We start from the raw sequence: 21,216 nt of genomic DNA on the forward strand, positions 1-21,216 counted from the left end.
GCCCCAAGCAGGACGGACAGACCGGATATGAACATAGACAAGAAGATCACGGATGATCTGGTCGCAAACGATATCTCGTTTGTCACCACCGTGCCGTGCAAGCAGCTGGCCGGGGTCATCGATGAAATCGATAAGCGTGACGGCATCTATCACATCCCCTCGAACAAGGAAGACGAGGGCATGGGCCTGTGCGCCGGGGCATGGATGGGCGGCAAACGCCCCGCCATCATCATGCAGAACACCGCCATCGGCGTGACGATCAACACGCTGGCGACGCTGATCCAGTATTACCGGATGCCCCTGCCCATGTTGATTTCCTATCGCGGAGAGCTACGTGAACCCATCGCCTGTCAGGTGGAAATGGCGGTGCATACCAAGGCCCTGTTGGCGCAGCTGAACATTCCGACCTACCACTTTCACCATCAGTCGGATGTAGCCGAGCTGGACGCGATCCTGAAATACACTTTCATGTGCAACAAGCCGGTCGCCATCCTGACCGACGCCAATTTCTGGGGAGGCTATGGCGACCAATGATCCGTTCTGAAATCCTGACCGAAATCGCCCCAATCCTGCGTGATCAACTGGTCGTCTGCAATATCGGCATCCCCAGCCAGGAGCTGCACGCCATCGATGATCAGCCGACCAATTTCTATATGCTGGGCACGATGGGTCTGGCCTCATCCATCGGGCTGGGGCTAGCGCTGTCGCAGCCGAAGCCGGTGATCGTGATTGATGGGGATGGGTCTGTGCTGACCAATCTGGGCACCTTGCCGACCATCGCGAACAATGTGGCCGACAACTACATCCTGTTGATCATCGACAACGGCTCTTACGGGTCGACCGGGGACCAGCCGACCTATGCGGGGCGGAAAACCTCGCTGGCGAAAATGGCCGAGGCCGCAGGCTGCGATCGCGTGATCGAATGCCCCGCCGAAGACACCGGGCGGGTGCTGCAAGAGGCGTTGGATGCCAGGCAGATGACTATCATCGTCAGCAAGTGTGAAAGCGGCAACGCCAAGATGCCGCCGATCACGATGGACCCGGTGGTGATCCGTGATCGGTTCATGAAGGCCGTTCAGGCGTGAGGAAATGAAGGCGCGGAAATTATGCTTCTTCCGCGCCTTCAGGGCCGTTTTACCGCGCCTGTTCCAATAGCTGACCGAACCCGATGATAGGCTTTTTGATGTCCAAAAGCTGCAGTGCCTGAAACAGCATTGCCTGGTTTGAGCTGATCACGGGTTTGCCGACCGCGTCTTCCAAGCGGGCCAGAGCCTCGACGCTGCGCATGTCGGTGCAGGACAGAACCAGCGCGTCGGCCTCGGGATGATCCGCCGCACGGCCCAGTTCAAAGACCGCTTCGGGATCCAACGCGCCCTGGCCTTCATTGTCCAGTGCCTCGGTTACCTCGGAGCGCTGAATGGTCTCAAAGCCCAACTCGGACAGAAAGCCAATCGCCATATCGTTAATCGCGGGCACATAGGGTGAGGCAAACCCGATGCGCCGGGCACCCAGCGTGGTCAGAGCATGAACCAAAGCCCCGGCCGCAGTGACCGTTTTGGCCCCGCTGGCGGCGCTGATCCGTGTGGCCAGATCACGGTCAAACTCGGGGCCGTGGGTCAGGGTGGCCGAGGTGCATCCGTAGAAGACCACATCCGGCTTTGCCCCCATCAACAGGCGCAGGGGTTCGTCCAGATCGGCGGCCCCCAGATCGTGCATCTGGGCCTCGTCAGGGATTTCCTCTTCGTCATATCCACCCATCCGGGCCACGTGCAGCGAAATACCCGGCAGGGCCATCAACGCCAGATCGGGTTCCAAATTGGTGTTGGTGAAGGGGACAAGAACCCCGAACCGGGCGCGGCCTCGGGATGTGCTCATGGCTGACCCTCCTGTTTCCATTGCGTCAGGATTTCTATTGCTGTGTTCATTGAAGCTTGCGGTCCGACGGTCATGCGCAGGGTATGCGGCAGACCCGCACCGCCCTGCGGGCGCAGGAAGACACCTTCGGATCGCAGCTTTCGGTCGGCACTTGCCGCAGCCTCGGGGCTGCCCATGTTCAACAGCAGGAAGTTGGTGAAGCTGGGATAAGGGGTAAAACCAACGTCCCTCAGCGTGACTGCCGCCTGATCGCGCGGAGCTGCCGTCATCTCGCAAGTCTCACGCATATAGGCGTCGTCTCGCACTGCCGCCGCAGCGGCGATTTGTGCACTGGCCGGGATGTTGTTCGGGTTCATCACCTTGCGCATCTCCGCTGCGATAGCAGGGGGAAAAAGCCCCCAACCGACGCGGAACCCGGCCATGCCGTAGGCCTTGGAAAAGGTGCGCAGCACGACCGTGTTGCCCTCGGCGACCGTGTCAAAACACCGCTCACCCAGATGGTCTGAGAACTCACCATAGGCCTCGTCGATCACCAGCAGGATGTCGGGCCGCAAACTTTGCCTCAATCGGACGAGTTCGGATTTCGGGATGCGGGTGCCGGTTGGGTTGCCTGGATTCGCAACAAAGACGATTCCGGTGTCCGGTCGGACCGCTGCCAGCAAGGCATCGACACTGACAGTGGCATTCGTTTCCCGGGCGGTGTCGAACCGCGCATCGGCCATACGCGCCGCTGTCTGAAAGAAGGGATAGGCATGGGCCGGCGCCAGTACTGCTCGATCCGGTCCGGCGTACACACGCGCAAGGCAACCGATCAGGTCGAGCGAACCGTTGCCGCACAAGATCCCATCCGCATCGATCCCGTGCAGGTCTGCCAAGGCGTTTCGCAGGTCCGTCCAGTCCGGATCGGGGTAGAGCATCGACGTCCCCATGGTTTGTGCAGCCGCCTCAAGCGCCTTTGGGCTGGGCGGACGCAGGCTCTCGTTTTGGGACAGCGAGATGAGGGTTTTGCCCTCGGGCGCTTCAAGGTCAGCCAGCGCATAGGGCGACATGCGCGCGATATGTGGATGCGGGCTGGTCATGTTTGCCTCCGGTATTGGGTTCGGGCCATGTCCTGACTAATCAGGCCTGCGCGAAGGTCGTTCTGCACCGCGTCGTCCGAGCGTTCCTCGGGCCGACCGAACCCACCTCCGCCGGGCGTTTCGAACGTCAGTGTTTCACCGGCCTTGATCCGAACCTCGCCCTTGCCGGGCAGGTGGCGGTTTCCGGGCTGTACGGTGATACGTCCGGGCGCGCCGTCCAACCCGCCGTCACGGCCCTTGGCGGGGTTCTTGATCCGCTCGACTGACAGGAACAGCATCAGGTCCTGAGCCTTGGATGTGCTGAGTTCGATCTGCTGCCCCAGACCGCCCCGCAAACGCCCGGCGCCGCCGGAATCCGGCCGTAGCTCGCGGCGTTTAAACAGAACCGGCGCGACGGCCTCGGTGGTTTCGACCTGACTGCCCCAGACGCCGCTGGGGAATGCCGTGGCTGACAAGCCATCCAGCCGGGGCCGGGCACCGGTGCCCCCGTTGAACACAAGCTCCAGCGCAAAGAGGTCATCGCCGCGGTCAACCGCCTCGGGTGCGTGGCGCAGGGGCAGGTCGTACATGCAGGAGGCCCCCTCGGCCGGGACTCTGTCGGGCAGGGCCTGCGACAGGCAGCCATAGACCAGATCGGGTGTCATCTGTCCCAGCGTGTGCCGCATCGCCACCGGGGCCGGGGGTTGTGCGTTCAGGATACAGCCCTCGGGGCCTGTCACCCGGAACGGATCGAGCGAGCCCGCATTGTTCGGAATATCCGCCCCGATGATGCAGCGCAGGGCAAAGACGGAATAGGCCGTGGCATAGTTCAGCGGCACATTGATCCCCTTGCCGACGCAGGCCGCGGTGCCCTCGAAATCCAGCAGCAGGTGGTCATCTGCAATGGTTAGGGAGGCGTGCAGCTCGATCTCTTCATCATAGCCATCGACCTTCAACACATGCCGCCACGTGCCCTTAGGGAGGGCCGCGATGGCCTCAAGGGTGCCACGTTTGGAGGTGTCGATGATGTAGTCGGCCAACGCATTTAGGTCGGTGATGCCAAACTCCTGCATCATCTGCACCAGCCGTTCGGCTCCGGCTTCGCAACAGGCGATCAGGGCATAGATGTCACCTTCATTGGCGATGGGCTCGCGCGAGTTGGCTTTGACAATGTCCAGCAACAGCGCATTGACCTCGCCCCCGCTGACCAGTTTGCAGGGTGGGATCAGCAGGCCTTCGTCATAGATATCCGATCCCTCGGGCCCCATGCCCAGCCCCCCCAGATCAACCAGATGTGAGGTGCAGGCGGTGTAACCGATCACCGTGTCCTGATAGAACACCGGCATCATCAGCAGAAAGTCATTCAGGTGCCCCGAGGCGATCCACGGGTCGTTGGTCATGTAGATATCGCCGGGTTTCATGTCGCTTTGGGCAAAGCGCGCGCGCAGGGTTTTGACTGCCTCGGCCATGGTGTTGATATGCCCGGGCGTGCCGGTGACGGCTTGCGCCAACATCCGGCCTTGCGCATCGAATATCCCGGCCGAGATATCGCCGCATTCGCGCACAATCGGGCTGAAGGCGGCGCGGATCAGTGCCTGTCCCTGCTCTTCGACCACGGCCAGAAGTCGGTTCCACATCACCTGCAGGCGTGTATCTGACGGGATCATGCTTTGTCCTCCTCTTGCCGGGTCAGCCAGATGTTGCCCTGGCCGTCTACTGTGGCGCTGAAATCGGCGCTGACGAATGTGGTTGTCTGGGCTTCGACGATCAGCGCCGGACCGTTGAGGGCCGCTCCGGGCTTCAGGTCAGAGCGGTTGAAAACGCCCGCCGGGCGCCACGCGCCAGTGACATCGCACAGGATATCACGGTGTTCGATTGCCGTGGCGGTGTGTTCCGCCGGAGCGTCAGGATAGACCTCATGTGCGGGGGCGGGGGAGGAAACGGACAGCCCCCAGTTCAGGATTTCGATGGTCATGCCGGGTACGATCCGGCTAAATTGGCGGCTGTATTCCGTTTCGAAAGCCTCTCGCAGAGCGGAGAGGTCCGAGGCGGTCAAAGCCCGGTCGGGCAAACGGATTTCGATCTCGTGCCCTTGTCCGTGATACCGCATATAGGCGACCCGGCGCTGCGACAGTGCACCTTCGGGTGCTCCGGCACGGACGACCTGTTCCGCCTCGGTCTGCATGGCGTCGAAGAACCGGTTCAGCCCGTCGATGTCCAGATCGTCCAACCGGGCATAGCGTGACCGGATGACCTCATACGACACGGGCGCGAACAGGAAACCGACCGCCGAACCCACACCCGGATCACGCGGGATCAGCACCCGCCGCATCTGGGCGCGTCGGGCCACGCGCGTGGCGTGCAACGGACCGTTGCCGCCGAACGCGATCATCAGCCGGTTGCTTAGGTCCTTGCCGGATTCGACCGCATGCATCCGGCCTGCGCTGGCCATGCTTTCATCGACAATCTCACTGACCGCAAAAGCGGCCTGATCGGGGCTGAGGCCAAGGGGATCACCGACATCCTGCGCCATCGCTTGCGTGGCGGCATCCGGATCAATCTGCAGCCGCCCTTCGGCAAACCGCCCCGGTTCGATCAGGCCCAGCGTCAGGTCGGCATCGGTGACTGTCGGCTTGTCGCCACCCTTGCCAAAGGCTGCGGGGCCGGGATCTGACCCCGCACTGTGCGGACCGACCTGAATGCGACCCAAACGATCAACGCTGGCGATCGAGCCGCCGCCCGCTCCGATCTCGATCATCTCGATCACCGGAATGCGCACCGGCATCCCGGACCCCTTGATGAAGCGCTCGGCCCGCGAGATTTCGAACTTGCGCGCGGTTTGCGGGCGAAAGTCGTCGATCAGGCACAGCTTGGCGGTGGTGCCGCCCATGTCAAAGGACAACACCTCGGCCTCACCTGTTGCCTCGGCGATGCGGGCGGCCAGAACAGCACCCCCGGCGGGGCCGGATTCCACCAGACGGATCGGCAGCCGGGCCGCGGTGTCCAGCGTGGTCATGCCGCCCCCCGCCGTCATCATCAGGATCGGGCAGGCCAGCCCCAATTGCCGGAACCGAGCCTCGAAGTCCTGCAGATACCCAGCCATCAACGGCTGCACATAGGCGTTGGCAATCGTGGTACAGAGCCGGTCGAACTCGCGCGCTTCGGGGCTGACCTCGTGGCTGAGAGAGATGACAAGGTCTGGCATTTGCTGCGCCAACAGCTCGCGCAGCGCCAGCTCATGCGCCGGGTTGGCATAAGCGTGCAGCAGGCAGATGGCGACGGCCTCGACCTCGAGCGCCTGCAATTCGGCCACCAAAGGGCCGATACCAGCCTCGTCCAGCGGTTCCAGCTCATGCCCGCTGGCATCCATACGCCCGCCGATCGTCAGTGAATGGGTGCGCGGCACGATCAAATCGGGTTTGACCAGATCGATCGCGTATTGGCTATAGCGCCGCTCATACGCGATCTCGAGGATATCGCGGAACCCGCGCGTGGTGATCGTGGCCGTGACGGCCCCGCGGCGTTCGATCAGCGCATTGGTGGCCAAAGTGGTGCCATGGATGAACCCGGTCACCTGACGCCAGTCGGCGCCAGCGACCTCTAGCACATGCGTGGCGCCGGCAACCGCGCCAAGGGCAGGGCGGTGCGGTGTGGTGGGTGTTTTGGTGGTCGCCACCACCTGAGACGCGCTGTCCAGCAGCACGGTATCGGTGAACGTGCCGCCGATGTCGATTGCCATACGCAATCCAACTGTTTGATTCATTAGAGTATCAGCCTGAAAGGGTGGAACAGACCCGAAGGTGGGTCAGGTGAAAACGGACTGTTCCCCGCGGGTCAGGCGACCAGATCGCACCCGGTTTCGCGACGCATCATCGGTTGTCGAAGGTTGGTTGCCACAGCTTCAGTTCCCCGTCGTCTGATGACCGCGACATTGGGCGAGGAAAGACCCTTCCGTCAACACCTCATTCGAGGGATGCGCAGGTTTGGTGCAAAATCCAAAATATGATAAGACAAAGGGTGCGGCGCATCCCACTCAGAAATGTTTCGAAATTTCATCACAAAGGGGGTAAGTCATGAAACTCAATCAATTTACACAAAGCATTCTGATCGGCACGGGGCTGATACTGGCGGGGCTGTCTCCGGCACTGTCGCAAGACCGCGAGGAAAGTCAGGGCATGGTGCTGTTGCGCGGGCTTCCGACGCTGGACACCAGCCACAGCATTGCAATCATCGAACTGGACCCGGAATCGGAGCGGTTCGGAGAGATTCTCAGCGAGGTGGAACAGCCCGAGATGGTGCATCCGCTGCACCATCTCTACTACAGCCCCAACGGCCGGCTTTATTCCACTGGGCTTGATCCGTCCTGCAGTCTGGCCGAGGTTGGGCTGTCCCGCGATGCGGGTGGTGCGCCGGTGATATCCGGCTTTGACTGTCTGGACACGCAAGGGCAGATGGTCGGCGAAGATATCATGTGGGCCAACTCGAACGGACAGGAGTACATGTTCGTGACCTTCCTGGGCGGAACCGGCGGGGATGACGGTGGCTCGGTCGGTGTATTCGACGCGCAGACCAATGAGGTCGTCAAGGTCATCGAAGCGCGCAAAAGTCAGGTGGGCGAGGGCGCGCCCTATATCATGTATCCGCACGGCATCTCGGCCTTTGACGATCGTATGGTTGTGACGTCGACAGTGCATCCGGACCTGTCCACAGGGGTCGGCAACGCGCTGACGATCATCGATCTGAACACGCTGGAACCCATCGAAAACATCACGGTCGAGAAGGAAAAACCGCTGAACTTCCCGTCCTCTCCGGTCGAGGTGCTGTTTGCGCGCCCTGATATGCACCCGGATATCGAACCGGCCATTCTGGCCAACACCATGTTTGGGTTCGAGACGTGGAAAGTGCCGTATGATGCCAGCTCCAAGACCTTTGGTGAGGCCGAAGTGATCTATAGCGGCGTTGCCAATGAAACCGCCGTGCCACTGGAATTCTACGGCACCGAGGATGAGCTGTTCATCTCACATGCTCTGCCCGGCGTGGTAAAACGCTATGATCTGGCAGCCCTGCCCGAGCTGGTATCCAGTGGGCCGGACATCGTGGCCGATCCGGGGGCTCACCATATGATCTTTTTTACCTCGGCCTCGGGGCGGGACCTGATCGCTATTCAAAACAACCTGCTTAATCTGGGCAACAGCGCTGACAATGATCCGACGGATGTGGATTTCATCGCCGGTCTGAACAGCCATACGATCTCGGTCCACGATCTTGAAACCGGTGAGCGTCTGGCCACGGTCAATATCAAGGATCGGTACAACAAGGGGATAGAGAACCTCGAAGGCCTGTTCGGATCAGGCTTCGTTCACCACCACTAGCGGCCCGGAGGGCGTTATGCGCTGGGTACTGCTGATCCTCGCCGCTGCAGGTCTTGCGGTGGCGGGGTGGATGAATTGGGATCGCACGCGTCACCCGGTGGCGACGCCGATTGCCGATTTTTCGGCACCGTTTGTATTCGGTCGGTTCGCCGTGCCGCCCGAAAACCCACTGACCGAAGAAGCCTTCGCGCTGGGCCGGCATCTGTTTTATGACCCGATCCTGTCGGGCAACAATCAGGTGTCCTGTGCCACCTGCCATGTGCAGGCGTTGGCCTTCACCGACGGGCGCGCGAAATCGCCGTCCCTGTCAGGTGGTGAGTTGGATTTCAGCGCCATGAGCCTTGCCAACCTTCTGTGGGGGCAAGAGAGGTTTTTCTGGGATGGTCGCGCGACCTCGCTTGAGGAACAGGCGTTGATACCGATCCAGCACCCCGATGAGATGGGGCAGGATATCGACGCCCTGATGGCCGAGCTTGAGGCGTCCGGCACCTATCGCCGCATGTTTCGTCAGGCCTATGGCGCGGTCACACCGGAAAACACGGCCAAGGCGCTGGCCACATTCATGCGGATGCTGATTTCGTCCGAGTCGAAATACGACAAATACCTGCGCGGCGAAGCCCGCCTGACCGCGCAAGAGGAACACGGGCGCAAACTGTTCATGGCGCATCCCGACACCAAGGTCTCGCTGCGGGGAGGCAATTGCATAGATTGCCACAGCCAGTTTCTGACTTCGGGCTTTCGCGATGCGCTGGACGGGTTCTCCAACAACGGTCTGGACCCGGACGATACCCTGCCTGATGGCCTGATGGCGGTGACGGGAAACCCGGCGCATAAGGGGTTCTTCAAGGTTCCGACCCTGCGCAACATTGCCGTCACCGCGCCCTACATGCATGACGGCCGGTTTGAAACGCTTGAGGACGTCATGGCCCACTATAATGACGGCATCGTGGTTAGCGACACGCTCAGCCCTCTGATCCTTGAAGCCGATAATGCCCCAGAGGCCGCAAAGGGCACGGTCGGGCTGCGCATGACGCCCGAGGAAATACAGGCCATCATAGCCTTTCTGCACACGCTGACGGATGAGGCGTTTCTGACCAACCCGAAGTTTTCCGACCCGTTTGAAGGAGGCTCCTGATGAGACTGATCCTTGGATTATTGGCCGTAGCAGCCCTGATCGCGGGGTGGTTTCTTCTGATGTCCGGACAGCGGAAAACCACACCGATCACATTGACCTTTCACGCGCATATGGGGGATGAGCCTCTGGTCTATGATCAGTTTGTCTATGACAACCCGGGCGGGGGCGGGCAGTTCAGGGTTCGGGATTTCAGGTTCTACCTCAGCAATCTTTCCCTGACGCAGGGGGAGAAATCCTATGCCGAACCGGACAGCTATCACCTGTTGCGCTTTGATAATGAGGATAAGACGCACTCGATCACTCTGCCCGAGGTGCCCCTGAAATCCGTTGATACCGTGCAATTCCTGATCGGGGTTGATCCCGCTGCGAACGGCTCGATCGAGGTGCGGGGGGATCTGGACCCCAACAGCCAGATGGCATGGAACTGGGAGGTCGGGTATAAATTCGTGGTCGTGGAAGGCGCCCTGAAACAAGGGGACGACGTATCCCCGCTGGTCTATCATGTCGGGTTTTCCGAAAACGCCCGCGAGGTCGAGTTCATGTTGCCGCCGGACGTTCTCGTCAGTGACGACCCCGAGGTGCACCTGATCGTCGATCTGGCGAAGTTCTTCGACGGGACGGCGCAGATCGACATGCAAGCTTTGCCGTCGGTCAAGTTCAACCGAGCAGATGCCGAGATACTGGCCGACAACTACGCCATCATGATCACTCTGGCCTTCTGAGGCGGGCCATTTTTTGGGAAAATTCAGCGGTTCAGGTTGAAATCGCCCTCGACGGCGGGGGTGTGATCGGTGATTGTTTGGACGATTGACCGGGCGAAAAAAGACCGCTCAGTCAAAGAAATAGACTAAACGCCGTGAAGGCGGGCATAAGTTGCGTCGAAAAGACCAGCGAAGGGAGATGAAGATGAAGAAGTTTCTAGCAGCCGCTGCGGTTTCCGCGCTGTGCGCCACCGGCGCTTTGGCCGAGGTCAAGGTCGGGATGATTACCACGCTTTCGGGCGGCGGCGCCGGGCTGGGTATCGATGTGCGAGACGGGTTCATGCTGGCGATCGCGCAATCTGGCCGGGATGATATTGAGGTCGTGATTGAGGATGACCAGCGCAAGCCGGACATCGCCGTGCAACTGTCCGACAAGATGATCCAGTCTGAACGGGTTGATGTGATGACCGGCATCATCTGGTCCAACCTTGCGATGGCGGTTGTGCCGGCTGCTGTGAACCAGAACGTGTTCTACCTGTCGCCCAACGCGGGCCCGTCGCCTTTGGCCGGAAAAGGCTGCCATCAGAACTATTTCAATGTCGCATGGCAGAATGACAACCTGCACGAGGCCGCAGGCGCCTATGCTAATGGCGTGGGCTACAAGAACAGCTTTATTCTGGCCCCCAACTACCCGGCGGGTGTGGACGCGCTGACCGGGTATAAGCGGTTCTTCGAGGGTGAACTTGCCGGTGAGGTCTATACCGAGCTGGGGCAGACAGATTACGCAGCCGAGATCGCGCAGATCCGTGCCAGCGACGCGGATAGTGTGTTTTTCTTCCTGCCTGGCGGTATGGGGATTTCTTTTCTGAAGCAATATGCCGACAGCGGCATAGACAAGCCCGTGGTCGGTCCGGCCTTCAGCTTTGATCAGGGCATTCTGCAGGCGGTTGGTGATGCGGCGGTGGGTGTGGTGAACACCTCGCAATGGAACAAGGATATCGACAACCCGACCAACGCGGCGTTTGTGGAAAGTTTCCAAGCTGAATATGGTCGTCTGCCCTCGCTTTACGCCAGCCAAGGGTTCGATACTGCCAATCTGCTGCTGTCTGCGCTGGAAAAGGCCGATCCTTCAGATGCGAGGGCCTTCCGCAACGCGCTGCGTCTGGCCGAGTTCGACAGCACCCGCGGTGATTTCAAGTTCGGCCCGAACCACCACCCGGTTCAGTCGATCTATGCCCGCGAAGTGATCAAGGAAGGTGACGTCTTCACCAACAAGATCATCGGTGTCGCTCTGGAAGACCATTTTGATGCCTACGGGGCCGAATGCAAAATGTAATTGACCATCTGCCCGCCCCGGCCAAAGGGGCGGGCAGACCGCCGGAGTTTCCATGTCCTCGATCCTGATTTTCGAGCAGATCTTCAACGGGCTGCAGTTCGGCGTCATGCTGTTCCTGATGGCGGCTGGCCTGACGCTGATTTTCGGTGTGATGGGTCTGATCAATCTGGCGCACGGCTCGCTGTATATGGTGGGGGCCTTTGCCGCCGCTGCCGTGGCGGGGGCCACAGGGTCTTTCCTGTTGGCTTTGGTTGCCGCGCTCGCCGCTGCGGCGTTGGCTGGCGCGATTGTCGAGATGGTGGTGATCCGACGGTTGTATAACGCGCCGCATCTGGATCAGGTGCTGGCGACTTTTGCGCTGATCCTGATCTTTTCGGAAGGAACACGATGGGTTTTTGGCTCTTTCCCGCTGTTTCTGGACATTCCCGATGCGCTGTCGGGGCCGGTCACGCTGCCCGGCGGTATCGAATACCCGCTCTATCGCCTGACTCTGATCGGCATCGGGCTGGCCGTGGCCGTGGGCCTCTGGGTGCTGATCGAACGCACCCGGTTAGGCATCCAGATCCGCGCCGGTGAGAATGACCGCGAGATGATCGCGGCGCTGGGTATCGATATCTCGAAGCTCTATACGCTGGTCTTTGCGCTGGGCGCGGCGCTGGCCGGATTGGCGGGCGCTTTGGTGGGTGCGATCCAGTCGGTTCAGGTGGGGATGGGCGAGCCGGTACTGATCCTTGCCTTTGTGGTCATCGTCATTGGCGGTATCGGCTCGGTGCGCGGCGCGTTCATCGGTGCGCTGCTGGTTGGGCTGACGGATACGCTAGGCGGGGTGTTCTTGCCCGAGATGTTCAAGCTGTTCATGGACAATGGCGCGGCCCAAAAGACCGGCTCGGCGCTGGCTTCGATGGGGATTTACGTGCTGATGGGGCTGGTGCTGATCTGGCGACCCACCGGCCTGTTCGGAGCACGTGCATGAGGCTGAATGAAACCTACCTGAATGCGCTGGTGATCGCAGGCCTGCTGGCGTTGCCGCTTTGGGCTGTCATGGCGGATCAGCCGTTTACGATTACGCTGGTGACGCGTGCGGTGATCCTTGCGCTGGCGGCGGTGGGGCTGAACCTCATTCTCGGCATCGGAGGCATGGTCAGCTTTGGCCACGCAGTGTTCTTCGGGATCGGAGGCTATGCGATGGGCATCCTTGCTTATCACGCGCAGACCTACTCGGCGCTTGATCTGGGACTGTTCGCCACTGATGGCACGAAGTCCATGCCGGTAATCTGGCTGGTTGCGATGATCCTGTCGGCGCTGGTTGCGTTCTTCATCGGACTGTTATCGCTGCGCACGTCCGGAGTGTACTTCATCATGATCACGCTCGCTTTTGGCCAGATGTTTTTCTATTTCGCGATTTCCTGGGCACAGTATGGTGGCGAGGATGGGCTGTCGATCTATGTCCGCAACGGCTTTCCCGGCCTGAATACGCTGGTGCCGATCCAGTTCTACGCCGTCTGTTTGACGCTGCTCTGTATCGTGCTGTTTCTGTTCGCGCGCCTTCAGGCCTCGCCCTTTGGGCTGGCGTTGAACGCCGCCCGGCAGACCTCCGTGCGGGTCGAAACTGTCGGTTTGAACCCGATGCGGCTGAAACTGCTGGCCTTCGTGATCTCAGGCGCGATCACCGGGCTGGCGGGGGCGCTGTTTGCCGACCTGAACCGCTTTGTCTCGCCCTCGATGTTCAGCTGGCAACTGTCGGGGGAATTGATCGTGCTGATTATCATCGGCGGGGTTGGGCGCCTGATGGGGCCGGTCATCGGAGCCTGCGTCTTTGTCGCTTTGGAACATTTCCTGGGCGAACTCACCGACTTTTGGCACGTCTATCTGGGTGTGGCCCTGCTGTGCATCGTGCTGTTCGCCCGTGGCGGCCTGATCGGCCTTTTGACCGGGAAAGAGGGCGCGCATGTCTGATCCTGTTCTCGCCACGCGGAACCTGAACAAGAATTTCGGGGCGCTCAGGGCCACCGACGATGTCTCCATCGATCTGAGGCCCGGAGAAATCCACGCCATCATCGGCCCTAACGGCGCCGGTAAGTCGACCTTGATCCAGCAGATATGCGGCGGGCTGGCACCCGATTCCGGGCAGGTTCTGCTGAACGGTCAGGATGTCTCGGGCTATTCTACACAGGCGCGGGCGCAGGCAGGGCTGGGGCGTACCTTCCAGATTTCGCAGCTGTGTATGGAAGATACGGTGCTGGAGAACGTGGTGCTGGGCGCAATGGGTACGGAACGCATGGCGTGGCGGTTCTGGCGGCCCGCCCTGAAACGGCCCGAACTGTGCGACCGGGCCGAGGCGGCGCTGGAGCGCGTGGGCCTCAGCGATGAACGCAATACCCGATGCGCCAACCTCAGTCACGGTCAGCGGAGGCAGTTGGAGGTCGCGGTGGCCCTGACCCTGTCGCCCAAAGCCTTTGTCATGGACGAGCCGATGGCAGGTCTTGGCGCCGAGGGATCGAAACGGCTGACCGGGTTTCTTGACGGGCTGCGGCAGGAAGCGCCCATTCTGTTGGTGGAACATGACATGGACGCGGTGTTTGCGCTGGCCGATCGGATCAGTGTGCTAGTTTACGGCAAGGTTATCGCCACCGGTACGGCCGGTGAAATCCGCACCAGCCCCGAGGTGCGCGACGCCTATCTGGGGGATGCGGCATGACCCTGCTGCGACTTGAAAACCTCACCGCCAGCTATGGCGACAGTCAGGCGCTGTTCGGCGTTGACCTGCAGATGGCGCAGGGCGAGGTGACCGCTCTGATGGGCCGCAACGGGATGGGCAAGACCACCACGGTCAAGGCAATCTGCCGGATGATCCGATCGCAGGGCTCGCTGATGCTGGACGGTCAGGACTTGCACGCGCTACCCAGCCACAAGGTAGCCCGCAAGGGGGTGGGGTTGGTGCCCGAAGGCCGCCGCTGTTTTGCCGATCTCACGGTGCGCGAAAACCTGATCGCGGCGGCACGTCCCGGCGACTGGACCCTGCGCCGCGTGACCGAGCTGTTTCCACGGCTGGGAGAGCGGAAGGGCCAGCGCGCCGCCTCGCTGTCGGGCGGGGAACAGCAGATGCTGGCGATTGGCCGGGCTCTGATGACCAATCCGCGCCTGCTGATCCTGGACGAGGCCACCGAGGGTCTTGCGCCGATCGTCCGGCAGGAGATCTGGGCGGCTCTGAACCGCCTACGGCAAGAAACAAACGTGGCGATCCTGCTGATCGACAAATCGCTCAAGGAACTGGCGGCGGTGTCTGACCAGGCCGTTATTCTTGAAAAAGGGCGAACAGTCTGGTCCGGCGCCATGACGGACCTGACCCCCGACATTTCCGAGAAATACGTCGGCGTATGATCGCGCTTTTCAGAACCGGTAGGTGGCCCCGAACAGTGGCCCGGACTGATCGAACGAATAGTTGCTGCCGTCAATGTCGTGATCAAACGAGATATAGCGATACCCGCCCCGCAGTAACCACCTGTCATTGATGGCATAATCCGCCGTCAGCAGAACGGACCAGGTTTCACTGCCGCTGCGGAACCCTCCGTAATCGACATAGGCAGTTCCGGACCACGCATCGGTAAAGAAATACCGGCCGCGTACCCCTACCACCGGATCGAACCAACTGGCATCTGCAGAACCGGTTTGCGGGGGGGCTCCGCCCGGGGTCAGGGTGATGTTCGTGTCGGTGCTGTACCACCTGAAACCACCCGCCAGATCAACCTTTACCGACGAGTCATTACGCACCCGGTATCCCAATAAGGCAGTCAGAAACTGCGTTTTGACCGAGGTCTCCAATTCTGATCCCGCTGGACCGGGTGCGGTATTGCCGAAGGTCAGGTTGGTGTAATTGTAATCGGCCAGCACACTCCATTGCCCGTTTGTTGCGGCCATCGTGCCCATGAAGGCAAAGTCCAGATTCTCCAGCGCGTCGGAAAAGCTAAGCGTCCCCTGAAGCGTGCCGGACGCGGTTTCAATGCTGGTGTCGGTCTCGGGCATGTACAGATAGATTGTGGCCTCGTATGACCAATCGGTCTGCTGCGCAGAAGCCATCGTTGCCGCTGACACAAGCACGGCCGCTGTCGCGCAGCCGATCAATCTTTGATTTAGTGCCATTCCGTCCCTCCGTTTTATTGTCGCCTGTTTTGCCCGGATCCTGCGGGGTTAAGCCGCTACGGTGTCAGGTGTTTCCGCGCGCGAACCCACGCGATTGATGTCGGTGTTCGGGAAAAACTCGGACCAGACGTGCCAGAAGACGCCGGCGCGCAGGGTTTCCACCCGCTGTAGTTGCCCTTGATCCGACATACCCCAAAAATCGCAGCGGGTAACGGGTTTGCTGCTGTCATTGTACCAAACCCCGAGGCTTTCGTATTTCGGGTCCAGACTGACAACGACATCCCGCCCGCCGACGGTGGCGTTGACGATCCAGTTGTTGTCCACGACGAAATCGTCGGTCCAGCAGGTGGCGTCCGTTCCGATGGTGATCCCCCAGACATGGGTCTTGTTCGGCAACCGGTCGTCTGAGCGGTCCATGTTGTCCATCACCGGCGCGTCTTCCTGATGCTGGCGGCCGATACCCCAGCCAAAGGTGATCTCGGTCACCATGTCCAGCAGCCGCAGCAGAGGGTTAGGGGAAGGCATGTTCAGAAACACTTCACCATCGGGGAAGGCTTTTTGGAAGCCACGGAAGGTCATTCGGTAAGTCGGCCAGGGTTTCATCTGCGCCTCTGGGCGCAGAGGACAGGCGGGGCCGTCGGTGTTCGGGTCTCGGTCAGCTTCGCGGAAACCATATATGTGCTGGATCGGCTCTCCGGATTCATTGTCGCGCAGGATCAGGTTGTTGCCGTGCTGGGCCAGAACCTCGAGATCCAGCCGCTTGCCTTCGATCCGGGGGGCGTAGCCCTGCCCAAGATTGGCCATCGCACAATAGGTCATGACCACATCTTCGCCGCCCAGCCCGTCCACATCGCCCGCCAGATGAGGCCGCATGATCTGCGCGTCGGGGTGCGCGCGGGCGTGGCCGTTGTTTTCGATCACGATGACCGGCGCGGTGGGGCCGACATATTTCTGTGCCTCGCTGATGGGAAAGAAGGCGGCGTCATTCATCTGGTTGCGCAGGCCCAGATGCACCCAGACATATGGAAACCCATATAGAAACAGCACCAAAAACGCAGAGACGATCCACAGCCAGAATGGCCCGCCACCCAGAATGAAATGCGCCAGCGTTGCGACGGCAAACGCGCCAAGCCCGATCCCGATCAGACGGTATTCGTGCCGGATGAAACGCACCATGTTCTGGCGTTTCACCTTCAGCAGCATCTGCGAGATGTCGCCCAGATCGCGGAAATAAACGAACCCGATTCCAAGCGAGACGATCAAGCCAAGAGCGAAGAATATATTGCCGACCATGTGTGCCTCCTGATCCGGGTTCTATTGTTGAGTTGAGGCGCGTTTGGTCATGAACGCCTCGACCGCCTGTAGAGTTTCGGGGCGCAGGTTCTCGATCCCCTCATAGGGTATGCCATAGGCCGGAGGGGTGTCGGGGAATTTCTCTTTCCGCGCCATGTGACGGCCAAGGATGCGCACGAACTCAGCCCCACCCCACGCGCCGACTTCGGTCGATATCGGGTACTCTTCTCGTGTGTCGCGGTAGAGGTTGTAGAAATCCGCCAAAATTGCGTTTTCGATCGAACCGGGAAAGATCAGTTTCAACTGGTCCTTGATAATAGCTTCGGGAGAGTTGATTGAATACGCGATCACACTGTCGCGGCGGGCTTTTTGTTCGTCCTGAAACAGGATCGCCGCTGATTGATCAACGCCGTCCACAAGCCGGTCTCGAGGGATATGTTCGGTGGCCCCAGCAAACCGGGCCAGCGTCGTATACAGGTCCGAGACATGAACGATGCTGTTCAGCATTCCGTCTGCTTCGATCATGCCGGGCCAGCGGATAAAGGCATCGACACGAATGCCGCCTTCGCTGGTATCCCCTTTGCCGCCGCGGAATATCATCGCTGAAAACCCGGATTGCGGCGAATATTTGGTGAAATGCCCATTGTCACCCATCACGACCACAATTGTGTTCTCGGCGATACCCAAAGCGTCGATTTCTGCAAAAAGGTCGCCCAACCACTGGTCCAGTAATTGCATCTTGTCGACAAAAAGACCCGCATTGGCACTGTCCGGACCGGTTCGTCCGGCGCGTGTGCTGTCAATCGGGATCATGGGCCAGTACTGGAGAAAGAAGGGTGTGCTGCCAGCGGAAAGGCGTTGCAGTTCTTCCAGCGTTTTATCCTGGAACGCCTGGTTCATTTCGTCATATTCTTCTGCGCCCCAACGTTGGCCAGATTCCATCCGTATTTCGCGAATGGGACCGCCGGCTTCGCCCTCGATCACGGTTACCATCGCGGCAGGATCGGGCCGAAACCAATTGTCTATCGTGTAGATTGGGTCATAGTCTCCGATCCCGACGGACACCTGTTCGCGAATGCCGTCATCGTTGAAGACGTCCAGCTGTCCTTGCTGGTGTACGGCATGTTGAGCGTAGTCAAACCCTTGATTCATGGCCCAACTTTCGACGATGTCGCCCATGTGCCATTTTCCGACATGAGAGGTCACATAACCCGCACCCTTCAGAACCTCGGCGAGGGTGACTTCGTTTCCCGGCAGGCCGAAACCCGAAATGTCGACCGATGTATTCCCCATCCCCATTCGTACCGGCAAACGTCCGGTCATTTGGGCCACGCGCGTAGGTGTGCAGGAGGGTTCGGTATACATACGGACCAACCGCATCGCTTCATCTGAAAAAGCGTTCATGCTTGGGGTTTCGTATCCCCGCAGTGCATTCAGTTCGGGAATGCCCATGTCGCCAAAGCCCACATCGTCAATTAGTACGCTGACGATGTTCGGGGACTTGCCCCCATTGCCTTCCCGAAACGCGGCCAAGGCCTCATCCACGGCGGCGTCATCCTGCGCCCATTGTTCGCCGTGTTGGGCCTGAAGGATGTAAAACTCCGCATCGTGCTGAATGGGATTTTCTTGTGCCAGGGCCGGTGCGGCCGCAAGACCCGTCGAAAGCGCAATCAACCACTTCAATTTCATTCTATGTTCCTCCCCCTCATCAGACGTGCCCCACGTTGATGTCGCTGGGCGATCTCACATTGAAACATTATGATATTAACGCGGAAATTTCTACGGACCTGCATCGTTGCCAGTATGCAAGCACAATGCGGGTCAGTACGGGGGCCACAACCGCGCCGTGAAACCGCGCGGTTGTGAGAAGGTTGGGGGGAAGGGGTCGCTTAGGCGGCGACCTCTTCCATTGGCAGTTTGCGCGGGTACGGATCGCCGCTCTTGTACGACCCGGCCGCCGTGAACAGCACATCGGTGGACGAGTTCAATCCGGTTTCCGCGGAATCCTGCAGGACGCCGATGATAAAGCCTATGCTGACCACCTGCATTGCGGTTGCGTTGTCGATGCCGAACAGGCTGGCGGCCATCGGGATCAGCAACAGCGACCCACCGGCCACGCCCGAGGCTCCGGTTGCGGCAATCGATGCGATGACGCTCAGGAATAGGGCTGACATGAAATCGACCTGAATACCCATGGTGTGCACGGTCGCCAGCGTCATCACCGTGATGGTGATCGCAGCACCGGCCATGTTGATCGTCGCACCGATGGGGATGGTGACCGAATAGGTCTCTTCATCCAGGTTCATGCGGCGGCACAGTTCCATGTTGACCGGAATGTTGGCGGCCGAACTGCGCATGAAAAACGCGGTGATGCCGGATTCCCTGAGGCAGGTGAAGACCAGAGGATAGGGGTTCTTACGGATGCGCAGGAACACGATCAGCGGGTTCACGACCAGCGCCATGAACGCCATACAGCCGATCAACAGGGCCAGCAATTGCCCATAACTGGCAAGCGTTTCAAAGCCGGTCTCGGCAATGGTCGAAGCCACGATGCCAAAGATACCGATCGGCGCGATCCGGATGATAACAGACACGATCTTGGTGATCGCGCCGTCCAGATCCGACATCAGCGTTTTGGTCGAGTCGCTGGCGTGCCGGAAGACCAGCCCAAGGCCAACAGCCCAGGCGAGAATGCCGATATAATTGGCCTGTGCCAGCGCGTTCACCGGGTTGTCCACGATCTTCAGAAGGATGTTTTTCACCACCTCGGCCAAACCGTCCGGCGCGTCCATCAGCTCGGGCGTGCCGGTCAAATGCAGGGTGACCGGGAACATGAAACTGGCCACCACCGCAGCCAGCGCAGCCGCGAAAGTGCCGAGGATATACAGCAGAACCACAGGGCCCATACGGGCCTGACTGTCTTTCCTGTGGTTGGTGATTGCGGCGCAGACAAGGATCAGCACCAGCACGGGCGCGACGGCTTTCAGCGCGTCGACAAAGAAATCCCCCAACAGACCAACAGCCGAACCAGCGGCGGGCCAGAGGGTGGCAAGTAGGGCACCGGCCACAAGGCCGATGATGATTTGAGTAACCAGGCTACCGCGTAGAATAAAATTCATCGGGACCATCCTGTTTGACTGGGGGCCTGCCGGGTAATGGATACTCCCGATCAGGCACGGTTAAGTTGCAAGATTGGGCGCTATATGGGCACTTTGGATCCAATTTAAACATCTGGACTTAACAAATAAGTCCAGATGGGGTTTTGAGCCTAGCGCTCTGCCGTCTCGCACGGCCTGACTTTGGGGGGTTCTGTGGACACCCGTTTCAGGCTCCATGTGCAGGTCTGTACGGTCAGGCCGGGAAGGTTTGGCACCTGATCCGAGGCCCAGACACTGGTGACTGAAAAGCTGAACGATGTATCCGTAGCGGCGGGAAATATGCGGGCCAGTTCCTTTGATGGAAAGGTGCCGCCGCAGGCTTCGAAATACCCGCTGACCAGCGTGCCATTGGGTGCCAGAGCAACCGACCCAGTATAGAGCGAATACTCCGCCCCAAGCTCTTGTTTGTCGGTGTAAAGCAGATCGATGGAAATGCGATCCCCGTCTTGGACAATTCCTGCAGTCATAGGGTCTGACCAGCTTGACGGCACACCACCCGTGGTGCTGTCGCAGGCATACATGCCTTCATACTGGCCGGTCAGCGAAAAACTCTCTGCAAGTGCGGGTGCAAAACTACCGGCCACAAGAAGGGTAATGGCGGTTCTTCCAAGAATGTGTTTCGAGGTCATAATAGGCTCTCCTCTCCAATACGGACAGGGATTGCGCCGTCACAAAATATCCGAGTGCTTCTCAATCACCTGGCCAAAATGATGCCGCCAGAGGTCCACGCCCAGCGTGCCGCTGCGATCCAGCGAAGACCCGACGACCGTATCCGCAATTATGGTCGGTTGCAGCCCCGCGTCAAACAGGGCGAATCCTGCTGCCAGAACACAGGTGTCGGCCTGAATGCCGCAGACCAGAACGCGGTCGACCTTCCAGCTGTGAAACTGGTCGATCACCTCGGGCGGCGGACCGTAGCCGTATTTCAGTATCGTGTGGTCGGCCTGAACAAGGCTGTCATCGACCGAGCGGGGCTTCCATCCCAGCTGCCGGAAAAAGGGTACCTTGGTCTCGTCATTGCGTTCAACGGTGGCGATGGAGGGGAAATTCGACGCCAACAACTGGCTGCGCTCGACCAGCCAATCCGGCGGGTCAAAGCTGGGTTGAACATCGACGACCAATACGGCCTGTTTCATGACGCGCCTCCG

20 protein-coding genes are annotated in these 21,216 nt (G+C 60.0%); 10 read left to right on the plus strand and 10 right to left on the minus strand.

Features of this window, described 5'->3' with window-relative positions; all coding sequences use genetic code 11:
- Positions 1-27 precede the first annotated feature (27 nt).
- Both comD and comE read left to right on the plus strand, forming a co-directional pair.
- Complete coding sequence (gene comD, locus GOX63_RS17740) at positions 28-534, plus strand: sulfopyruvate decarboxylase subunit alpha (RefSeq protein ID WP_170327916.1); 507 nt, start codon at positions 28-30, stop codon at positions 532-534.
- Positions 531-1,085 carry a sulfopyruvate decarboxylase subunit beta gene (comE, locus tag GOX63_RS17745; protein ID WP_170327915.1) on the plus strand — a complete coding sequence of 185 codons (555 nt, stop codon included), beginning with the start codon at positions 531-533 and terminating at the stop codon, positions 1,083-1,085. Before comD ends, comE begins: the two co-directional genes overlap by 4 nt.
- A 49-nt stretch (positions 1,086-1,134) precedes the next feature.
- Here comE and GOX63_RS17750 read toward each other — a convergent pair whose 3' ends face one another.
- Genes GOX63_RS17750 through GOX63_RS17765 form a run of 4 tightly spaced genes read right to left on the minus strand, consistent with a single transcriptional unit; the run spans position 1,135 to position 6,672 of the window.
- Positions 1,135-1,875, minus strand: a complete 741-nt coding sequence (locus GOX63_RS17750) for a maleate cis-trans isomerase family protein (protein ID WP_170327914.1) — start codon at positions 1,873-1,875, stop codon at positions 1,135-1,137.
- Positions 1,872-2,954, minus strand: coding sequence for a pyridoxal phosphate-dependent aminotransferase (locus tag GOX63_RS17755; RefSeq protein WP_217356213.1), 1,083 nt, complete (start codon positions 2,952-2,954; stop codon positions 1,872-1,874). Before GOX63_RS17755 ends, GOX63_RS17750 begins: the two co-directional genes overlap by 4 nt.
- On the minus strand, positions 2,951-4,600 hold the full coding sequence (locus tag GOX63_RS17760; RefSeq protein WP_170327913.1) for a hydantoinase B/oxoprolinase family protein: 1,650 nt from the start codon (positions 4,598-4,600) through the stop codon (positions 2,951-2,953). Before GOX63_RS17760 ends, GOX63_RS17755 begins: the two co-directional genes overlap by 4 nt.
- Positions 4,597-6,672 carry a hydantoinase/oxoprolinase family protein gene (locus tag GOX63_RS17765; RefSeq protein ID WP_254435999.1) on the minus strand — a complete coding sequence of 692 codons (2,076 nt, stop codon included), beginning with the start codon at positions 6,670-6,672 and terminating at the stop codon, positions 4,597-4,599. The genes GOX63_RS17760 and GOX63_RS17765 overlap by 4 nt, the downstream gene beginning before the upstream one ends.
- Positions 6,673-7,006: 334 nt before the next feature.
- Here GOX63_RS17765 and GOX63_RS17770 point away from each other — a divergent pair, with 334 nt between their 5' ends.
- The 8 genes from GOX63_RS17770 (at position 7,007) to GOX63_RS17805 (ending at position 14,858) form a co-directional block, all read left to right on the plus strand.
- Positions 7,007-8,305: a hypothetical protein gene (locus GOX63_RS17770; protein ID WP_170327911.1), complete on the plus strand. Its 1,299-nt coding sequence runs from the start codon at positions 7,007-7,009 to the stop codon at positions 8,303-8,305.
- A gap of 16 nt (positions 8,306-8,321) precedes the next feature.
- Positions 8,322-9,440 carry a cytochrome-c peroxidase gene (locus GOX63_RS17775; protein WP_170327910.1) on the plus strand — a complete coding sequence of 373 codons (1,119 nt, stop codon included), beginning with the start codon at positions 8,322-8,324 and terminating at the stop codon, positions 9,438-9,440.
- Complete coding sequence (locus GOX63_RS17780) at positions 9,440-10,162, plus strand: MbnP family protein (RefSeq protein ID WP_170327909.1); 723 nt, start codon at positions 9,440-9,442, stop codon at positions 10,160-10,162. The genes GOX63_RS17775 and GOX63_RS17780 overlap by 1 nt, the downstream gene beginning before the upstream one ends.
- 184 nt (positions 10,163-10,346) lie before the next feature.
- Entirely contained in the window at positions 10,347-11,477 is a 1,131-nt protein-coding gene (locus GOX63_RS17785; RefSeq protein ID WP_254436000.1) for an ABC transporter substrate-binding protein, read from the plus strand.
- Positions 11,478-11,529: 52 nt separating this feature from the next.
- Positions 11,530-12,450, plus strand: a complete 921-nt coding sequence (locus tag GOX63_RS17790) for a branched-chain amino acid ABC transporter permease (RefSeq protein ID WP_170327907.1) — start codon at positions 11,530-11,532, stop codon at positions 12,448-12,450.
- The gene (locus GOX63_RS17795) at positions 12,447-13,433 is read left to right on the plus strand and encodes a branched-chain amino acid ABC transporter permease (protein ID WP_170327906.1); all 987 of its coding nucleotides are present in this window, start codon (positions 12,447-12,449) and stop codon (positions 13,431-13,433) included. The genes GOX63_RS17790 and GOX63_RS17795 overlap by 4 nt, the downstream gene beginning before the upstream one ends.
- Entirely contained in the window at positions 13,426-14,175 is a 750-nt protein-coding gene (locus GOX63_RS17800; RefSeq protein WP_170327905.1) for an ABC transporter ATP-binding protein, read from the plus strand. Before GOX63_RS17795 ends, GOX63_RS17800 begins: the two co-directional genes overlap by 8 nt.
- Positions 14,172-14,858: an ABC transporter ATP-binding protein gene (locus GOX63_RS17805; RefSeq protein WP_170327904.1), complete on the plus strand. Its 687-nt coding sequence runs from the start codon at positions 14,172-14,174 to the stop codon at positions 14,856-14,858. The genes GOX63_RS17800 and GOX63_RS17805 overlap by 4 nt, the downstream gene beginning before the upstream one ends.
- A gap of 9 nt (positions 14,859-14,867) precedes the next feature.
- Here the strand turns inward: GOX63_RS17805 and GOX63_RS17810 are convergent, their stop codons facing one another.
- From GOX63_RS17810 to GOX63_RS17835, 6 genes are all read right to left on the minus strand, one after another.
- The gene (locus tag GOX63_RS17810) at positions 14,868-15,617 is read right to left on the minus strand and encodes an outer membrane protein (RefSeq protein WP_170327903.1); all 750 of its coding nucleotides are present in this window, start codon (positions 15,615-15,617) and stop codon (positions 14,868-14,870) included.
- Positions 15,618-15,665: 48 nt separating this feature from the next.
- Entirely contained in the window at positions 15,666-16,910 is a 1,245-nt protein-coding gene (locus tag GOX63_RS17815) for a DUF3179 domain-containing (seleno)protein (protein WP_170327902.1), read from the minus strand.
- Between the two features lie 21 nt (positions 16,911-16,931).
- Positions 16,932-18,599: a sulfatase-like hydrolase/transferase gene (locus GOX63_RS17820; protein WP_170327901.1), complete on the minus strand. Its 1,668-nt coding sequence runs from the start codon at positions 18,597-18,599 to the stop codon at positions 16,932-16,934.
- Positions 18,600-18,799: 200 nt separating this feature from the next.
- Positions 18,800-20,029 carry a serine/threonine transporter SstT gene (sstT, locus tag GOX63_RS17825; RefSeq protein WP_217356214.1) on the minus strand — a complete coding sequence of 410 codons (1,230 nt, stop codon included), beginning with the start codon at positions 20,027-20,029 and terminating at the stop codon, positions 18,800-18,802.
- A gap of 149 nt (positions 20,030-20,178) precedes the next feature.
- Complete coding sequence (locus tag GOX63_RS17830; protein WP_170546653.1) at positions 20,179-20,697, minus strand: hypothetical protein; 519 nt, start codon at positions 20,695-20,697, stop codon at positions 20,179-20,181.
- Between the two features lie 39 nt (positions 20,698-20,736).
- Complete coding sequence (locus GOX63_RS17835; RefSeq protein WP_170546655.1) at positions 20,737-21,204, minus strand: isochorismatase family protein; 468 nt, start codon at positions 21,202-21,204, stop codon at positions 20,737-20,739.
- Between the last annotated feature and the right edge of the window lie 12 nt (positions 21,205-21,216).

Origin of the sequence: Ruegeria arenilitoris (genome assembly GCF_013031355.1) — a bacterium.
Lineage (GTDB): Bacteria > Pseudomonadota > Alphaproteobacteria > Rhodobacterales > Rhodobacteraceae > Ruegeria > Ruegeria arenilitoris_C.

What these genes read in the sequence shown, in the direction of transcription:
- comD (WP_170327916.1), top strand. Translation starts at nt 28, where the DNA reads ATGAACATAGACAAGAAGATCACGGATGATCTGGTCGCAAACGATATC.
- comE (WP_170327915.1), top strand. Translation starts at nt 531, where the DNA reads ATGATCCGTTCTGAAATCCTGACCGAAATCGCCCCAATCCTGCGTGAT.
- GOX63_RS17750 (WP_170327914.1), bottom strand. Translation starts at nt 1,875, where the DNA reads ATGAGCACATCCCGAGGCCGCGCCCGGTTCGGGGTTCTTGTCCCCTTC.
- GOX63_RS17755 (WP_217356213.1), bottom strand. Translation starts at nt 2,954, where the DNA reads ATGACCAGCCCGCATCCACATATCGCGCGCATGTCGCCCTATGCGCTG.
- GOX63_RS17760 (WP_170327913.1), bottom strand. Translation starts at nt 4,600, where the DNA reads ATGATCCCGTCAGATACACGCCTGCAGGTGATGTGGAACCGACTTCTG.
- GOX63_RS17765 (WP_254435999.1), bottom strand. Translation starts at nt 6,672, where the DNA reads ATGGCAATCGACATCGGCGGCACGTTCACCGATACCGTGCTGCTGGAC.
- GOX63_RS17770 (WP_170327911.1), top strand. Translation starts at nt 7,007, where the DNA reads ATGAAACTCAATCAATTTACACAAAGCATTCTGATCGGCACGGGGCTG.
- GOX63_RS17775 (WP_170327910.1), top strand. Translation starts at nt 8,322, where the DNA reads ATGCGCTGGGTACTGCTGATCCTCGCCGCTGCAGGTCTTGCGGTGGCG.
- GOX63_RS17780 (WP_170327909.1), top strand. Translation starts at nt 9,440, where the DNA reads ATGAGACTGATCCTTGGATTATTGGCCGTAGCAGCCCTGATCGCGGGG.
- GOX63_RS17785 (WP_254436000.1), top strand. Translation starts at nt 10,347, where the DNA reads ATGAAGAAGTTTCTAGCAGCCGCTGCGGTTTCCGCGCTGTGCGCCACC.
- GOX63_RS17790 (WP_170327907.1), top strand. Translation starts at nt 11,530, where the DNA reads ATGTCCTCGATCCTGATTTTCGAGCAGATCTTCAACGGGCTGCAGTTC.
- GOX63_RS17795 (WP_170327906.1), top strand. Translation starts at nt 12,447, where the DNA reads ATGAGGCTGAATGAAACCTACCTGAATGCGCTGGTGATCGCAGGCCTG.
- GOX63_RS17800 (WP_170327905.1), top strand. Translation starts at nt 13,426, where the DNA reads ATGTCTGATCCTGTTCTCGCCACGCGGAACCTGAACAAGAATTTCGGG.
- GOX63_RS17805 (WP_170327904.1), top strand. Translation starts at nt 14,172, where the DNA reads ATGACCCTGCTGCGACTTGAAAACCTCACCGCCAGCTATGGCGACAGT.
- GOX63_RS17810 (WP_170327903.1), bottom strand. Translation starts at nt 15,617, where the DNA reads ATGGCACTAAATCAAAGATTGATCGGCTGCGCGACAGCGGCCGTGCTT.
- GOX63_RS17815 (WP_170327902.1), bottom strand. Translation starts at nt 16,910, where the DNA reads ATGGTCGGCAATATATTCTTCGCTCTTGGCTTGATCGTCTCGCTTGGA.
- GOX63_RS17820 (WP_170327901.1), bottom strand. Translation starts at nt 18,599, where the DNA reads ATGAAATTGAAGTGGTTGATTGCGCTTTCGACGGGTCTTGCGGCCGCA.
- sstT (WP_217356214.1), bottom strand. Translation starts at nt 20,029, where the DNA reads ATGAATTTTATTCTACGCGGTAGCCTGGTTACTCAAATCATCATCGGC.
- GOX63_RS17830 (WP_170546653.1), bottom strand. Translation starts at nt 20,697, where the DNA reads ATGACCTCGAAACACATTCTTGGAAGAACCGCCATTACCCTTCTTGTG.
- GOX63_RS17835 (WP_170546655.1), bottom strand. Translation starts at nt 21,204, where the DNA reads ATGAAACAGGCCGTATTGGTCGTCGATGTTCAACCCAGCTTTGACCCG.